The organism is Tenacibaculum sp. 47A_GOM-205m (assembly GCF_000518405.1).
Taxonomy (GTDB): domain Bacteria; phylum Bacteroidota; class Bacteroidia; order Flavobacteriales; family Flavobacteriaceae; genus Polaribacter; species Polaribacter lutimaris.
In genome coordinates this window covers 305,429-319,992 of sequence record NZ_JADN01000004.1, presented here as the reverse complement: position 1 = coordinate 319,992, position 14,564 = coordinate 305,429, and the positions used below count along the sequence as shown (strand labels likewise).

The 14,564-nt window shown below is 33.8% G+C and carries 15 protein-coding genes and 3 tRNA genes; 7 read left to right on the top strand and 11 right to left on the bottom strand.

Features of this window, described 5'->3' with window-relative positions:
• Positions 1–54: 54 nt before the first annotated feature.
• From panC to radA, 4 genes are all read left to right on the top strand, one after another.
• A complete protein-coding gene (gene panC / locus N534_RS0105140; protein WP_028891459.1) occupies positions 55–903 on the top strand; it encodes a pantoate--beta-alanine ligase in 849 nt (282 codons plus the stop codon).
• Between the two features lie 100 nt (positions 904–1,003).
• Complete coding sequence (gene panD, locus N534_RS0105135; protein WP_028891458.1) at positions 1,004–1,354, top strand: aspartate 1-decarboxylase; 351 nt, start codon at positions 1,004–1,006, stop codon at positions 1,352–1,354.
• A gap of 1 nt (position 1,355) precedes the next feature.
• Positions 1,356–2,306 carry a lysylphosphatidylglycerol synthase transmembrane domain-containing protein gene (locus N534_RS0105130; RefSeq protein ID WP_028891457.1) on the top strand — a complete coding sequence of 317 codons (951 nt, stop codon included), beginning with the start codon at positions 1,356–1,358 and terminating at the stop codon, positions 2,304–2,306.
• A 35-nt stretch (positions 2,307–2,341) separates the two neighbouring features.
• Complete coding sequence (gene radA, locus N534_RS0105125) at positions 2,342–3,703, top strand: DNA repair protein RadA (RefSeq protein ID WP_028891456.1); 1,362 nt, start codon at positions 2,342–2,344, stop codon at positions 3,701–3,703.
• Between the two features lies 1 nt (position 3,704).
• Here radA and N534_RS0105120 read toward each other — a convergent pair whose 3' ends face one another.
• The 11 genes from N534_RS0105120 to N534_RS0105070 form a co-directional block, all read right to left on the bottom strand.
• The gene (locus N534_RS0105120; RefSeq protein ID WP_028891455.1) at positions 3,705–5,894 is read right to left on the bottom strand and encodes a transglycosylase domain-containing protein; all 2,190 of its coding nucleotides are present in this window, start codon (positions 5,892–5,894) and stop codon (positions 3,705–3,707) included.
• Between the two features lie 182 nt (positions 5,895–6,076).
• Positions 6,077–6,727: a hypothetical protein gene (locus N534_RS0105115; protein ID WP_156025553.1), complete on the bottom strand. Its 651-nt coding sequence runs from the start codon at positions 6,725–6,727 to the stop codon at positions 6,077–6,079.
• Between the two features lie 88 nt (positions 6,728–6,815).
• Positions 6,816–7,784 carry an arsenosugar biosynthesis arsenite methyltransferase ArsM gene (gene arsM / locus N534_RS0105110; protein ID WP_028891453.1) on the bottom strand — a complete coding sequence of 323 codons (969 nt, stop codon included), beginning with the start codon at positions 7,782–7,784 and terminating at the stop codon, positions 6,816–6,818.
• A 184-nt stretch (positions 7,785–7,968) separates the two neighbouring features.
• Positions 7,969–8,787 (bottom strand): purine-nucleoside phosphorylase, encoded by an 819-nt coding sequence (locus N534_RS0105105; RefSeq protein WP_028891452.1) that lies wholly within the window; start codon positions 8,785–8,787, stop codon positions 7,969–7,971.
• A 127-nt stretch (positions 8,788–8,914) separates the two neighbouring features.
• Positions 8,915–9,517 carry a TIGR04282 family arsenosugar biosynthesis glycosyltransferase gene (locus N534_RS0105100; RefSeq protein WP_028891451.1) on the bottom strand — a complete coding sequence of 201 codons (603 nt, stop codon included), beginning with the start codon at positions 9,515–9,517 and terminating at the stop codon, positions 8,915–8,917.
• Entirely contained in the window at positions 9,510–10,028 is a 519-nt protein-coding gene (locus tag N534_RS0105095) for a rhodanese-like domain-containing protein (RefSeq protein ID WP_028891450.1), read from the bottom strand. Before N534_RS0105095 ends, N534_RS0105100 begins: the two co-directional genes overlap by 8 nt.
• Complete coding sequence (arsS, locus tag N534_RS0105090) at positions 10,025–11,077, bottom strand: arsenosugar biosynthesis radical SAM (seleno)protein ArsS (RefSeq protein WP_028891449.1); 1,053 nt, start codon at positions 11,075–11,077, stop codon at positions 10,025–10,027. Before arsS ends, N534_RS0105095 begins: the two co-directional genes overlap by 4 nt.
• A 2-nt stretch (positions 11,078–11,079) precedes the next feature.
• The gene (locus tag N534_RS0105085; RefSeq protein WP_028891448.1) at positions 11,080–11,415 is read right to left on the bottom strand and encodes an arsenosugar biosynthesis-associated peroxidase-like protein; all 336 of its coding nucleotides are present in this window, start codon (positions 11,413–11,415) and stop codon (positions 11,080–11,082) included.
• Between the two features lie 106 nt (positions 11,416–11,521).
• A tRNA-Leu gene (locus N534_RS0105080) sits at positions 11,522–11,607 on the bottom strand.
• A 61-nt stretch (positions 11,608–11,668) separates the two neighbouring features.
• Positions 11,669–11,757: transfer RNA gene (locus N534_RS0105075), tRNA-Leu, on the bottom strand.
• A gap of 22 nt (positions 11,758–11,779) precedes the next feature.
• A tRNA-Gly gene (locus N534_RS0105070) sits at positions 11,780–11,851 on the bottom strand.
• Between the two features lie 137 nt (positions 11,852–11,988).
• Between N534_RS0105070 and cyoE the strand changes: the two genes are divergently transcribed.
• Genes cyoE through N534_RS0105055 form a run of 3 tightly spaced genes read left to right on the top strand, consistent with a single transcriptional unit; the run spans position 11,989 to position 14,551 of the window.
• Entirely contained in the window at positions 11,989–12,927 is a 939-nt protein-coding gene (gene cyoE, locus N534_RS0105065) for a heme o synthase (protein WP_081728285.1), read from the top strand.
• Positions 12,927–13,511, top strand: coding sequence for a cytochrome c oxidase subunit 3 (locus N534_RS0105060; protein WP_028891446.1), 585 nt, complete (start codon positions 12,927–12,929; stop codon positions 13,509–13,511). Before cyoE ends, N534_RS0105060 begins: the two co-directional genes overlap by 1 nt.
• Before the next feature lie 56 nt (positions 13,512–13,567).
• Positions 13,568–14,551 carry a cytochrome c oxidase subunit 3 gene (locus N534_RS0105055; RefSeq protein WP_028891445.1) on the top strand — a complete coding sequence of 328 codons (984 nt, stop codon included), beginning with the start codon at positions 13,568–13,570 and terminating at the stop codon, positions 14,549–14,551.
• Positions 14,552–14,564 lie beyond the last annotated feature (13 nt).

Below are 14,564 nucleotides of genomic sequence, written 5' to 3'. Positions count from 1 at the left end.
AATGCAAAAATCGTGTTAAATTGCTAATTTTGCATGCATTTCAATAAAATAACAATGAAAATTTTCACAAGAAAATCCGAATTAAAAGAGTTTTTATCAACTCAAAAAAATGATAAAAAGTCTATCGGATTTATCCCAACAATGGGAGCTTTACATCAAGGGCATTTGTCACTTATAAAAAAAGCAAAAAAGAAGAACGACATAGCTGTGGTTAGTGTTTTTGTAAACCCTACTCAGTTTGATAATAAAGAAGATTTAGCCAAATATCCTAAAACATACAACAACGATGTGGCTTTACTAGAGTCGGTTAATTGTGATGTGTTGTTTTTTCCTTCAGTAGAAGAAATTTATGCTGAAAATGTGGCTTCAGAAAAGTTCGATTTTGATGGTTTAGAGTATCAAATGGAAGGAAAATTTAGAGAAGGTCATTTTGATGGAGTAGGTACAATTGTAAAAACCTTGTTTGAAATTGTTGAGCCAGATACTGCGTATTTTGGAAAGAAAGATTTTCAACAATTACAAATAATTAAGAAGTTAGTAGAAAAATATAAGTTACCTGTAAAGATAAAAGGAAGACCAATTTTTAGAGAAGATGATGGGTTAGCTATGAGCTCTCGAAATACGAGATTAACAAAAGAACATCGTGAGGCAGCTCCTTTTATTTATAAAACTTTAAAAAAGGTAAAAAAGAAATTTGGTGTAAAAAAACCTGAAGAGTTGACCAAATGGATAGAAAAGCAATTCAAAAAACATCCGTTGCTAGAGCTCGAGTATTTTACCATTGCAGATGAAAAAATTTTAGAAACGGTAACAACAATAGAACCAGATAAAAAATATCGTGCTTTTATAGCTGTTTTTGCAGGAGACATTCGTTTGATTGATAATATCGGATTGAATAAATAGCATAAACCATTGAAGTTGAAACTTCAGGTAAAGTTTTTAACAATGTTAAAATCATCAAAAAACAACTTAGTATTCATTAAAAAACAGCTATTTTTGCAGCATGTTAGTACAAGTAGTAAAATCTAAAATACACCGCGTTAAAGTAACTAATGCGGATTTAAATTATATAGGAAGCATAACCATTGACGAAGACTTAATGGATGCAGCAGGTATTATTGAAGGTGAACGTGTTCAAATTGTAAACAACAATAACGGAGAACGTTTAGAAACCTATGCAATTCCAGGACCAAGAAAAAGTGGTGAAATTACTTTAAATGGAGCAGCAGCCCGTAGAGTTCAAAAAGGAGATGTACTTATCTTAATTGTATATGCTTTTATGGAGTTAGAAGAAGCCAAAAAGTTTAAACCACAATTAGTATTTCCTAACGAAGAAAACAACTTGCTAGAATAGTTTGAGTTTATCAGTCAAAAAAATTACAAAAATACTATTACCTCTCATTTTGGGAGGTTTTTTAGTTTGGTATTCATTATCAAAAATTTCAATTGAAACCTTAGTTCAATATTTTAAAGATGCTAATTACGGTTGGATAGCTTTAGGATTGTTCTTTGGGGTGTTAAGTCATCTATCTCGTGCTTATCGCTGGAAGTTTTTACTTGAGCCGATGGGCTATAAACCAGATTTTGGTAATAGTACCATGGCGGTTTTAGTAGCATATTTAGTGAATTATGCAGTGCCAAGAGCAGGGGAAGTTTCTCGAGCAGCAGTGATGATTAACTATGAAAATATTCCATTTGAAAAAGGTTTCGGAACTATCGTTGCCGAACGAATGGCAGATTTGTTAATGATGTTGAGTATTATAGCTATTACACTTTTTGTACAATTCGATTTTATTTTTGAATTATTAACTAAAAACTTTGATCCGATAAAAATTGGAATTCTTTTAGGAGGTTTGGTGCTGGTATTTGTGATTTTTACACGTTTTGTAAAAAAGGCACAATCAGGAATTGGACTAAAAATTAAAAATTTTGTAGCAGGACTTGTTGAGGGAGTTACTAGCATTTTGAAAATGAAGCGCAAATGGGCATTCATTTTTCATACCGTATTTATTTGGGTAATGTATGTGTTAATGTTTTGGGCAACCATTCCAGCAATTGACGGATTACATGTTCCATTAGGAGGTATTTTAATTGGGTTTATCGCTGGTGGATTTGCAATTGCTGCAACTAACGGGGGTATAGGTTTATATCCAGTTGCTGTAGCAGGGGCTCTAGCTTTATTCGGAATAGCAGAAGAACCCGCAACTGCTTTTGGTTGGATTATGTGGACTGCTCAAACGGCTATGATTATTGTCTTTGGAGGATTGGCATTTTTGTTCTTACCCATCTATAATAAAAACAAATAGTTTTCTTTTCTTTGTAAGTAAATCTTACAAATAGAATGGCAAAAACCAAAACAACTTTTTTCTGTCAAAACTGCGGAGCACAACATGCACAATGGGTGGGGCAATGTGGATCTTGTAAACAATGGAATACTATTGTTGAAGAAGTCATTCAAAAAGAAGAAAAGAGAAGTTGGAAATCACCTGAAAATAAGCAAAAAAGAGTAGCGAAGCCGTTGCGAGTTGATGAGATTCGATTAAATCCAGAAGAGCGTTTTGGAACGAAGAATCAAGAATTAGACACTGTTTTGGGTGGTGGATTGGTGAAAGGAGCTGTTGTGTTACTGGGAGGAGAGCCTGGAATTGGTAAATCAACCTTATTGTTACAAATAGCCTTACAAATTCCACAAAAAGTGTTGTATGTTTCTGGGGAAGAAAGTCAGTCACAGATAAAAATGCGTGCTGAGCGTGTAGAAGGAAAAAATCCTAACTGTTTAATTCTTACCGAAACCAATACCCAACAGATTTTTAAAAACATAGAAGAAGTTCAGCCCGATGTATTGGTAATCGATTCTATCCAAACCTTGCATACCAATTCTATTGAAGCTTCACCAGGAAGTATTTCGCAAATACGAGAAACTTCCGCAGAACTCATCAAGTTTGCGAAAGAAACAGCAACTCCAGTGTTGTTAATAGGGCATATTAATAAAGAAGGGCATATTGCGGGGCCAAAGATTTTAGAACACATGGTAGATGTGGTGTTACAATTTGAAGGAGACCGAAATCATACTTACCGAATTTTACGCTCGCAAAAAAACCGTTTTGGTTCTACGGCTGAATTAGGAATCTACGAAATGTTATCAGATGGATTGAGAGAAGTATCCAATCCTTCAGAAATTTTAATTTCCAAAAAAGATGCTGATTTAAGCGGAACAGCTATTGCTTCAACTTTAGAAGGAATTCGACCGTTGATGATCGAAATTCAAGCATTGGTTTCTACAGCTGTTTACGGAACGCCACAACGAACAACAACAGGTTATAATTTGAAACGTTTGCACATGATTTTAGCAGTGTTAGAAAAACGTGCGGGTTTCAAGTTAGGAGCAAAAGATGTCTTTTTAAATGTTACGGGTGGAATTCATGTAGATGATCCTGCGATAGACTTAGCAGTTGTAGCAGCGATTTTATCATCAAATCAAGATTTAGCAATTAGTCCAGATGTGTGTTTTGCTGCAGAGGTTGGTTTAGCTGGTGAAATTAGACCTGTTTCCAAGATAGATCAGCGTATTACCGAAGCTGAAAAGTTAGGGTATAAAACGTTTGTAACCTCAAAATACAATAAGATTACGAGTAAAAACCATTCGATAAAACTGATTTTAGTGAGTAAGATTGAAGAAGCTTTTGCTACGTTGTTTGCCTAGGTTAGTTTTCTTCCTTTTTCTTTCCAAAAAGTCTGTTGAAAAAACCTTTAATTCCTTTTTCTCTGTAGGGAGGACAGTCGATTGAGGAAGATATTTCTTCTGGAATATCAAAAGAGGTTAAATATTTATTTCTTAATTCAGGATTATTTTCCATTTCTTTAAGAATGTTAGCAACAATTGGCAGCGCTAAAGAAGAGCCTGAACCACTTCCACTAGTAAAATGTATGTCGTTTTTAGAAGTTCCTACCCAAGTTCCAAGAACAATATTCGGTGTATATGCCATAAACCAAGCGTTGGTATAGTTTTGAGCAGTACCTGTTTTACTGGCTAATGGACTTTTAATTTTATACCTGTTTCTTATGCTGGCTCCTGTTCCTTGTTCTACAGCTTGTTGTAACATAGTAGTGAGCGTTTGTGTACTTTCTTCTGTAAATACTCTTTCTGCCTTTTGCTTTTCACTTTCGTATATGATATTCCCTTCTTTATCTGTAATCTTACTAATCATATACAAGTCGTTCATTTCACCATTATTAGCAAATGAACCGTAAGCTCTTGTAGCTTCAAATAGGGATAAATCTAACGTTCCTAAAGCAATAGAAGGAGCGTCGTCGGTAATTTCTGGGAACAATAATTTTTCACAAGTATCGATTAGCCATTCTTTTTCTAGTTTAAAATAAAGGTTGACAGTAGGAATATTCATGGATTTAATCAATGCATACCACATGGCAACTTTTTTATCAGGAGTAGTGCTATGGTCGGCATTTTGTGGCTTCCAGTTATCGTATTCTGGGTAGGTTTTTTCCTCGTTTTCAAAATAATCACACGGAGAAATTCCATTTTCCAACGCTGTAGCATACAAAAACGGTTTAAAAGCTGAGGCTATTTGACGGTGCGATAACACCATATCAAAAGGAAGTGTGTTAAAATTATTTCCACCCACCCAACTGATTACTGCTCCATTCTTCGGATTCGTAACTAATACAGATGCATTCAGCATTTTATCATAATACCAAAGACTGTCAATTTTGTTACCAGTAATTGTTTTTGTACTGTCCCAATCAAAAAGTTGAATAGTTCTCTTTTGTTTATCTTTTTCTGTGAATTGTTGCTTTTTTAACCATCTATTTTTTAGTTTGTTTGAAGCTAGCTCTTTGTCTAATTGTTTTTGCTTGACGATGAGCTGCTCTTTAGCAGATTTTTCTGCAATCTTTTGAATCTCATAATTCAGAGTTGTATGAATTTTTAATCCGTCGGTTTCTAAATTATAGTTGCTGTTAGAAGCTTCATTGCTCTTTTTTATAAGTTCAGCAGCTTTTTTCTTTACTTGATAGGTAAAATAACCGGCTGTTGTATTTATATCAAGGTTATGATAGTTGAGTGTAATAGGTAGTTTTTGTAAGCTATCGGTAACTTCATTGCTTAAATACGCTTCGTTGTTCATTAATTGAAGCACCGTGTTACGACGTTTTTTTGCATTTTCTGGATTTAATCTCGGATTGTAATAGGTGTTGGCTTTTAGCATGCCCACTAATACAGCTGATTCTTCAATGTTTAATTCGTTAACTGATTTATTAAAAAATCGATTAGCAGCAGATTCTACTCCGAAATTATTTTCTCCAAAAGGAACCGAATTCAAATACAACAACAATATTTCATCTTTGCTATATAGGTTTTCCATTCGACTAGCGATGATGAGTTCCTTAATTTTATTGATAGGCATGCTCAAAAAACCATGATATTGCCTTCCGTAGAGGTTTTTAATTAATTGTTGTGTAATAGTACTTCCGCCACCTCCAGAGGCATCTTGTAGTAAAATACTTCTAAAGAAAACGCGGGCATAACTTTGACCATCGTATCCGTTGTGTGAATAGAATCGTTTATCTTCTGTAGCTATTAAAGCTTCTTTTAAATGATTCGGAATTTGTTCTAATTTGACATTGGTTCTATTCTCAGCGAATATTTTTCCGATAAGTATCTCGTCTGATGAATAGATTAAAGAAGCTTCTTCGTTGATAAAAGATGTTAATTCTTCTTTGTTGGGTAATTTCCCAAACACCTCAAAATACACTAAGGAGAATAATAGTACTACTAAAAGAATTCCAAACAGGATAAAGCCTGTAGTATATTTTAACAAAAGAGTTAATTTCTTATTTTCTTTAAGTTGAAGTTGTATTTCTTTCAATGTTTTCATTGTACAAAATAACGAATATCAATTGGTAAAATTGTAAAGTTTAAAAACGAGGTTCTGTTATTATAACAAAATCATAAATGATATTTCGCTATCGGTTTTGTATAACTGTCAGTTATTGGGTAAATAAATCTCAGTAATTCACTCAGAATTGCGGTTGTACATTGTTATATGTAGTTCTTATTCTATATTAATTCTTTTAATATGAAGTTAATAGATTTTTTTATTTCATCTTTTTCCCAGTTTCCAATTTCGAAATGTTTTTTATTATTACTAATAATGATTAATTCAGAATAATAATCAAGCTGTATAATAAACGATTTTCCGTTATCAATATATTCTGAAAAACTATCTTCTGGTTGATCTATCATTTGATAAAACTTTAACTTATCAAATAGCTCAGGATTTTTATTTTTAAGTTTAGCATGAATTTCTTTTCCATAACCATTATAGCGTTTCTTGAACTCCTCGAAAGATTCTTGTTTATAATCTGTTTTAGGGTATAATATTTCTTTTGAGGTTTTCAATTTTTTAATTTCGGATACAATTTTTTTTGCATTTGAAATATTATTTATACCAACTTTTATTTCAATTTCTTTATTAAAAAATTCAATTAGGAGAGATTTATTAACTAACTCAATGTTTTGTATTTCGTCATAATAAATTACTACATTATTTTTTTCAATTTCAAAATCAACAATATGAATATGTGTATTATTGAATGAAATTTCAAGTAAAGGTGATTTTTTAAAGATAATTTTGGTTTGACTCATTTTGTTTTCATAATAATTACTTACGACGGTTAAGATATCCATCACTTTAATGATTGATATCATTTGATAACGAAATTATCAAAAGAAAATCAGAATCAAATAAAAAAGCAACCTCATTTGAGATTGCTTTATTTGTATATATAGTTTGTTTCTAACAACATCCACCACCATCGTAATGATAGGTAGATTCTGAGAAAAATATATCGTCTCTTCCCAACGCTTTTAAAGCGGCTGCTGTTTTATCGCAAATCGCTAACGGTTGGTTTTTTAATAAGGTGTGTCCTGCACCATCATCAAAATAGTCTTCATCACCAAAATAAATGGCAGCTTTTCCTGTAAAAATACAAGGCCCGTCAGCAGGCATCGGATCTTTAATCGCTGCTACTTCAATCGATTCGATATAAATCAATTCATTGGTAGGATAATTTTTAGGGTCTAAAATTCTATACGGTTTACGTGCTCTGATTTCAATGGTTCCAAAACCAGCATCAGTCAGCATTTTAATATATTCAGCAATTGGTAAACTTCCACTTAAACATAAGGCACGCAAACGTTCATCGTTGCGTAAGGTTTCGTTCATGGGTTGCTCACAGGTAGGGTCGCTCATAACCAAACGTCCGTGAGGTTTTAATACACGGTACATTTCAGCAATGGCTTTTTTCAGTTCTTCAGCTTTAAAAATATTGAATAAACAGTTTTGAGCAGCCACATCAATCGAATTATCTTTTACAGGCAAGTGTAACGCATCTCCTTTTCGTAAATCAACAAACTCACTTTTAAACCAATCGTTTTGTGCTTCTGCTTCAACGAAATTCTTTTCAGAAGCTTCTAGCATTTCATCTACCACATCGATTCCAATCACTCCGTTTTTCTGACGTGAGAAATACGCAAATTGTAATAACTCCATTCCGCCACCAACACCTACATATAATATTTTAGGATTGTTGGTTAAATCGCGAGCATGCACAGTAGAACCACATCCGTAGTTCATTTCTTGCATAATTTTAGGAATTTTTAATCCAGGTAATTCCCAAATAGGGTTTGTTGTACAGCATAAACCAACATCTGGAGTTAAGGCTGCTTCTTTATATACATCTTTGGTGGTTTCTAAGTAACTCATATTTTTAAGATTAAAGACCGCTTCGCTGTTAGATAAAAGAATAAAGACTTGAATTGTTTGTCTTGGGTTCGTCTTGGTTCTTAAATCTAATAGTCTTGCATTATAATTTGTTTGTTGTCATTGAAAGGAATGAAACGGCGTGGCAATCTTTTAAAAAGATTCCTTCACTGCGTTCGGAATGACGTTATAATTTATTAATCAATTCTTTAAATAGCGTAATCATTTTGGGTTCTGCTTTTCCGGCAACTTCAATGATTTCGGTAATATCTACAGGTTGTAAGTTTTTTGGGTCACACTCATCGGTTAATACCGAAACGGCTGCACACGGAATGTTGAGTTGTTTTGCTACAATTACTTCAGGTACGGTACTCATTCCTACCGCATCTACTTCTAAAATTTGTAACATTCTATACTCAGCTCTAGTTTCCAATTGTGGACCTACAACACTTGCATATACTCCTTCTTTCAGGTCTATGTCGTTAGCTTTAGCAATAGCTTTCATTTGAGTGTTCAATTTTTTTGAATACGGTTCTAACATGTCAGCAAAAATATTCCCAAACTCGTTTGCTTCTTTAAAGGCTAGGGGAGAACCTCCTTGTAAATTCAAGTGATCTTCCAATAGCATTAGATCTCCTTTTTTATAAGAAAGGTTGATAGCGCCTGCAGCATTAGAAACTAACAAAGTTCTAATACCTAATGCGTGCATGGTTCTAATACCATAGGTTACTTCCCATAAATTATATCCTTCATACATATGAAAACGCCCAGACATAACCACCACTTTTTTACCCGATAGGGTTCCGTAAATTAACTTTCCAGAGTGAAATTCTACAGTTGCTTGTGGAAAGTGCGGAATATCAGCATATGGTACTTCATGTTCTATGGTAATTTCGTCTACTAATTTTCCTAAACCTGTTCCTAAAACAATTCCTATTTCTGGGTTGGTAATTCCTTTATGTTGAAGAAATTCTTGTGTTTCTTGTAGTTGTTGTTTTTTTTGCATTTTATATTGTGTTTGTCATTGCGAGCCTTTCGACTGTCGCTCAAGACAGGCTAAAGCGAAGCAATCTTTAAGTTATGACTTCGAAATAGACAGATTACTTCGGTCGTATACTTCCTCGTAATGACGGTTAGTTTAAAAATTGATTGAACACTGGGTTATTTTTGATGTCGTCAAAAACATCTACATCATTTAAGGTTTCCAACAAATGTACTGATTCGTTTTGTAAATCGTTTAAGGTGTCTTTTCTAACAGTTGAAGTTCCCCAGTCTTTATGTTGAAAAATGTTAGCATGTAGTTTTTTCATGCCTAATAGGTAGTAACCGCCATCTTCAGCAGGACCCATAACAACATCGTTTGAGTTGAGTTTTTTAAAAGCTTTATTGATGTGTTCGGAAGTTAAATCGGGTAAATCGCTACCAATAATAATCACTTTTTCATATCCATCAGAAAATGCTTGTTGAAAAGCATTGTGCATTCGTTCCCCTAAATCATTGCCTTCTTGTAGCTTTTTTTGATAGATAGTTGGATTCCAAATATCATGTTCACGGATTTTTACGGAGTAATATACGGCTTTGTCACACGGTAAGTTTTGGGTGACTTGTTTAGTGTGTTCTAATAAGAATTTATAAATAGCTAATGCAGCTTCGTCTCCAATAGTGTTTGCTAAACGTGTTTTTACGTTACCTAATTCTGGATTTCTGGTAAAGATTAATAATAGGTTTTTACTCATAAATCTTTTCTCCTTTGTACAGCCATTTGCCCCACTCTTTATTAAAAGCATGGACTTTTTCTGTAGGATTGTTTTGTAGATCAACAGTTGTGTTTCCTTGGTTTTTCCATTCAAAAATGCCACCATATAGATTAAAAACATTGGTAAAGCCTTCTTTTTGTAGCTTTTCGGCAATGTCTTCTGAACGAATTCCCAAGGAGCAATACACCACAATTTTAGTGTTTTTATTCTTCGGAAGTTTTGCTAAGGTGTGTTCTAAGTTGAAAAAATTATAGCCAACACACACCGCATTTTTAAGATGACTAACTTCAAATTCATTGGGCTCACGAGCGTCGAGTATAATTATGCTGTTACCTTGAGCAGAGTCGAAAGGCTTTTCTTTTTGTAGTTCACTAATAGAAATATACGGAACACTTTCAGTATTATATTTTTTTAATAATTCTTGTAGGTTCTTTTGTGAAAAAGAATTTACAGATATTAAAAAGGTGAGAAAGAAAACTATATTTTTCATGCTACTGTACCTTGACAACTACTTCCTGCACCTGCGGTACAACCATAACAGTGTTGATTGATAATAATATTCCTGTTTTGTAACAATGCTTCGTTATATTCAGAAATGTGTTGTGATTTGCTTGCTACTTTCAGATTTAACATTTGATTGAAATCGCAATCATATAAATATCCGTCCCAACTTACTGATAGTGTATTGGTACACATGACATTTTCTACAGCCATTGGATTATAGGCTTCTACTAATGAATACATATAGTCTTCATAATTTTCAGAAGCAATTAAGTAATCTAAAAATCGACTGATAGGTAAATTGGTAATAGCAAATAAAATGTTGAATGAGATTCCGAAATCTTCATCTAAGGCTTTTTTAAAATCGTTTTCTAAGGCAACCTGATCTCCTGGTAAGAAAGCTCCTGACGGATTGTAGACTAAATCTAGTTGTAAACCAGTTCCTTTAATTCCATAACCCACAGCATTTAGCATTTTTAAAGCTTCTATTGATTTATCAAAAACACCATCACCACGTTGTTTGTCAGTTTTTCCACGAGTCCAATGTGGCATAGAAGAAACCACATGTACGTTATGTTTTTTGAAGAATTCAGGTAAGTCGTGATATTTTTTATTTGCTCTGATAATTGTTAAGTTAGAGCGTACGATAAAATCTTTAATTCCTGCTTTAGATGCTTCTTCTACAAACCAACGAAAACTTGGATTCATTTCTGGTGCACCACCCGTTAAATCTAACGTGTGTGCTCCTGTTGTTCGAATCACTTCTAAACATTGCTCCATAGTTTCTTTAGTCATGATTTCTTTTCGGTCAGGACCAGCATCTACATGACAATGTGCACAAACTTGATTACACATATATCCTAAATTAATTTGAAGAATTTCTAATTTTTTAGGACGTAATGGAAACTGATTGGTTTCTTTTATTTTTTTGGCAAACGTAGGTAGTTCGCCATCAGCAAAAACTCCGTTTGATAAGATTTCAAGCTGGCGTTGCGTGTTTGCTAAATCGTTATTTCTTGCTAAAAGCGATTTCTTCATACTTACATTTCTAGTTTGTTCACTTTGTTCATCATTTGAACTCCGTGTACTAATGTAGCACCACTTTTAATAGCAGCTCCAACGTGAATAGCTTCCATCATTTCTTCTTTAGTGATTCCGCGTTGTAATCCGTCTTTTGTATACGCATCAATACAATAAGGACATTGCTCAGTATGCGCGACAGCTAAAGCGATTAAGCTTTTTTCTCGTGCTGTTAAGGCGCCTTCTTCAAAGACCTTGCCGTAGTATTCGAAAAACTTATTTCCTAATTCTTCACTCCAATCTGTTATTTTACCAAACTTACGTAAGTCGGCAGGGTCGTAATATGTTTTAGACATGTATTTTATTTTGGGGGTTAGACGAGACGTTTATTAATACTTTACAAGCAATATTATAAAAAGTATAGGTACAAAAAAAGCCTTAACAAATTTGTTAAGGCTTTTGTACTGAAGGCGGGACTTGAACCCGCACGGGCATTACGGCCCATTGGATTTTAAGTCCAACGTGTCTACCAATTCCACCACTTCAGCGTATGTGCTTTGTTAATGACTACTTTTAAAATGAAACCTCACTCATACAAGTGAGGTTTCTTGGTACTGAAGGCGGGACTTGAACCCGCACGAGCATTACGGCTCATTGGATTTTAAGTCCAACGTGTCTACCAATTCCACCACTTCAGCATACTCTTTTAAAAAAGGCTTGAGCGAAAGACGGGATTTGAACCCGCGACCCTCACCTTGGCAAGGTGATGCTCTACCCCTGAGCTACTTTCGCGTAGTCATTTATTATTTTAATGAACGTGCATTACTGCGAATGCGGGTGCAAATATAAAACCTTTTTTTTAATTACAAAGCACTTTTTATTTTTTTTCAATTTTAATTCCAATAAAAATTTATGGTGGTTCAATAAGAATGGAATATCTTTGCAGAAATTTTTTAAAATTAGAAGTGAATTCTGTTTCATCTGTACATACTAAACCCTCTGTAAAATCAATAGTTAAAGATTTTAAACAATTAACTAAAGTTGGATTATCTATAAGTGTAGTTTTTACATCAGTTACAGGGTATTTATTAGGAGCAGAAACAATTGATTATACTACTATAGTATTATTAGCTTTAGGAGGCTACTTAATGGTAGGGGCGTCTAATGCTTTTAATCAGGTAATAGAAAAGGATATTGACGCGGTAATGCAGCGTACAAAAAATCGTCCGTTACCATCAGGAAGAATGTCTACAACCGTAGCATTAACTATAGCAACTCTTTTTACAATAGCAGGTATTACAATTTTATATATAATTGACCCGAAATGTGCTTTATTTGGAGCGATTTCTATCTTTTTATATACAAGTGCTTACACACCGTTGAAAGCAGTAACACCTTTAGCAGTATTTGTTGGAGCAATACCAGGGGCTATACCTTTTATGTTAGGGTGGGTAGCAGCAACGGGTAAATTTGGTATTGAAGCTGGATTTTTATTTATGATTCAGTTTTTTTGGCAATTCCCTCATTTTTGGGCTATTGGTTGGTTACAGTTTGAAGAATACAACAAGGCAGGCTTACACATGTTACCAATGGATAAAAAAGACAAAGGCGCTGTGGTGCAAATTATTTTTTATACCTGCATAATGATTTTAATGTCAACTGCACCTGTGTTAAAAGTAACAGGAGATTTATATATATATCCGTTAACAGCAGTAATTATCCTGTTATTAGGATTGTTAATGTTGTATTATGCAATACAATTATATAAAACAGAAAAAAACACAGATGCGCGTAAATTGATGCTGGCAAGTGTTTTTTATATTACAATAGTACCCATTATATATGTGGTAGATAAATTTATACACTAATGAGTGAACAATCGTTACAAGAAGAATTAAAAGTAGCTAAACGTAAATCAGCTAAACCAATGCTATGGATTTCCATGGTGAGCATGGTTATGTTTTTTGCAGGATTAACTAGTGCTTATGTAGTAAGTATGAATCGTGAAGATTGGGTTACATTCGATTTGCCTCAGGCATTTTACATTAGTACCGTGTTAATTGTACTAAGTAGTATCACGTTGTTTTTCTCTCAAAGCTTACTAAAAAAGGATAATATTAAAGGTTCTTTCATCTTATTGTTGGGTACATTAATACTAGGTTTAGGCTTTGTTTGGTATCAATGGGTAGGATTTAATGAATTAAAAAATACAGGTTTGTATTTTACCGGGCCTGAAAGTACAGTTTCAACATCGTTTATAATAGGAATAACATTTATGCACGTTTTACACCTGTTAGCAGGGGTTTTAGTGTTATTAGTTGTTATTTATAATCATTTTAAAAAGAAGTATTCATCAAGCAATATGCTTGGATTTGAACTAGGTGCAATCTTCTGGCATTTTGTAGATGTATTGTGGATTTACCTATTTTTCTTTTTCTATTTTATTAGATGATGAAAAATGCGTAATTTTGGCGCACTGATTAAACAAAAATTAACAAAAAGAGATTTATGGGAGCAAATATTGCTGTAAATTCTGACAACAAAGAGACCTGGGGCGGAGGTGGTGTAAAACCATTTGGCGCTAGTTATGGGAAAATGATGATGTGGTTTTTCATCGTATCTGATGCATTAACTTTTTCGGGCTTTTTAGCAGCGTATGGTTTAACACGTTTTAAGTTTATTGACTCTTGGCCTATCGCTGATGAGGTATTTACACACTTTCCTGGTTTACATGGTGTTCATGCGCCGATGTATTATGTTGCATTAATGACGTTTATTTTAATTGTATCATCGGTAACAATGGTGTTAGCGGTAGATGCAGGTCATAAAATGCAAAAGAAAAAAGTAGCTTGGTACATGTTTGCTACCATCATTTTTGGTATTATTTTCGTTGGTTCTCAGGCTTGGGAATGGAAAAACTTTATTAATGGTTCTTACGGAGCTGTTAAAACTGCCGATAATCACATTTTACAATTTGTAAAAGACGGACATCAAATAGCTTTGGCTGATTTTGTTCATAGTGATAGAAAGGATGGAAGAGTTCAACATCAAAGAGAAAATGGATTATGGTTTGAAAAGGAAGCTACAATCTCTCAATATTCAGTAGCTCAAATTCAAGAGGCTTTTAAAGCAGATCCTTCTTTATTAGTTAGAATCGAAAAAATCAATCCTGATACTAAGAAAAAAATTATTTTATCTAGAGAGGAAAGTATCGCAAAGTTAGCTACAGCAACTAGAGTTGTTGAAGGAGCTAATTTAATTGAGAACGAATACGGTAACCCTATTTTTGCTGATTTCTTCTTCTTTATTACTGGTTTCCACGGATTCCACGTATTCTCAGGAATTGTAATCAACATTATCATTTTCTTTAACGTAGTGTTAGGTACATACGAGCGTAGAGGAAGCTACGAAATGGTTGAAAAAGTAGGTTTATATTGGCACTTTGTAGATTTAGTTTGGGTATTCGTATTTACCTTCTTCTACTTAGTATAAATTTTTAAAAAAA

Bases quoted from the DNA above. Each gene is read 5' to 3' on its own strand.
- panC (WP_028891459.1), top strand. From the start codon at position 55: ATGAAAATTTTCACAAGAAAATCCGAATTAAAAGAGTTTTTATCAACT.
- panD (WP_028891458.1), top strand. From the start codon at position 1,004: ATGTTAGTACAAGTAGTAAAATCTAAAATACACCGCGTTAAAGTAACT.
- radA (WP_028891456.1), top strand. From the start codon at position 2,342: ATGGCAAAAACCAAAACAACTTTTTTCTGTCAAAACTGCGGAGCACAA.
- N534_RS0105120 (WP_028891455.1), bottom strand. From the start codon at position 5,894: ATGAAAACATTGAAAGAAATACAACTTCAACTTAAAGAAAATAAGAAA.
- N534_RS0105115 (WP_156025553.1), bottom strand. From the start codon at position 6,727: ATGATATCAATCATTAAAGTGATGGATATCTTAACCGTCGTAAGTAAT.
- arsM (WP_028891453.1), bottom strand. From the start codon at position 7,784: ATGAGTTACTTAGAAACCACCAAAGATGTATATAAAGAAGCAGCCTTA.
- N534_RS0105105 (WP_028891452.1), bottom strand. From the start codon at position 8,787: ATGCAAAAAAAACAACAACTACAAGAAACACAAGAATTTCTTCAACAT.
- N534_RS0105100 (WP_028891451.1), bottom strand. From the start codon at position 9,517: ATGAGTAAAAACCTATTATTAATCTTTACCAGAAATCCAGAATTAGGT.
- N534_RS0105095 (WP_028891450.1), bottom strand. From the start codon at position 10,028: ATGAAAAATATAGTTTTCTTTCTCACCTTTTTAATATCTGTAAATTCT.
- arsS (WP_028891449.1), bottom strand. From the start codon at position 11,077: ATGAAGAAATCGCTTTTAGCAAGAAATAACGATTTAGCAAACACGCAA.
- N534_RS0105085 (WP_028891448.1), bottom strand. From the start codon at position 11,415: ATGTCTAAAACATATTACGACCCTGCCGACTTACGTAAGTTTGGTAAA.
- cyoE (WP_081728285.1), top strand. From the start codon at position 11,989: ATGGAATATCTTTGCAGAAATTTTTTAAAATTAGAAGTGAATTCTGTT.
- N534_RS0105060 (WP_028891446.1), top strand. From the start codon at position 12,927: ATGAGTGAACAATCGTTACAAGAAGAATTAAAAGTAGCTAAACGTAAA.
- N534_RS0105055 (WP_028891445.1), top strand. From the start codon at position 13,568: ATGGGAGCAAATATTGCTGTAAATTCTGACAACAAAGAGACCTGGGGC.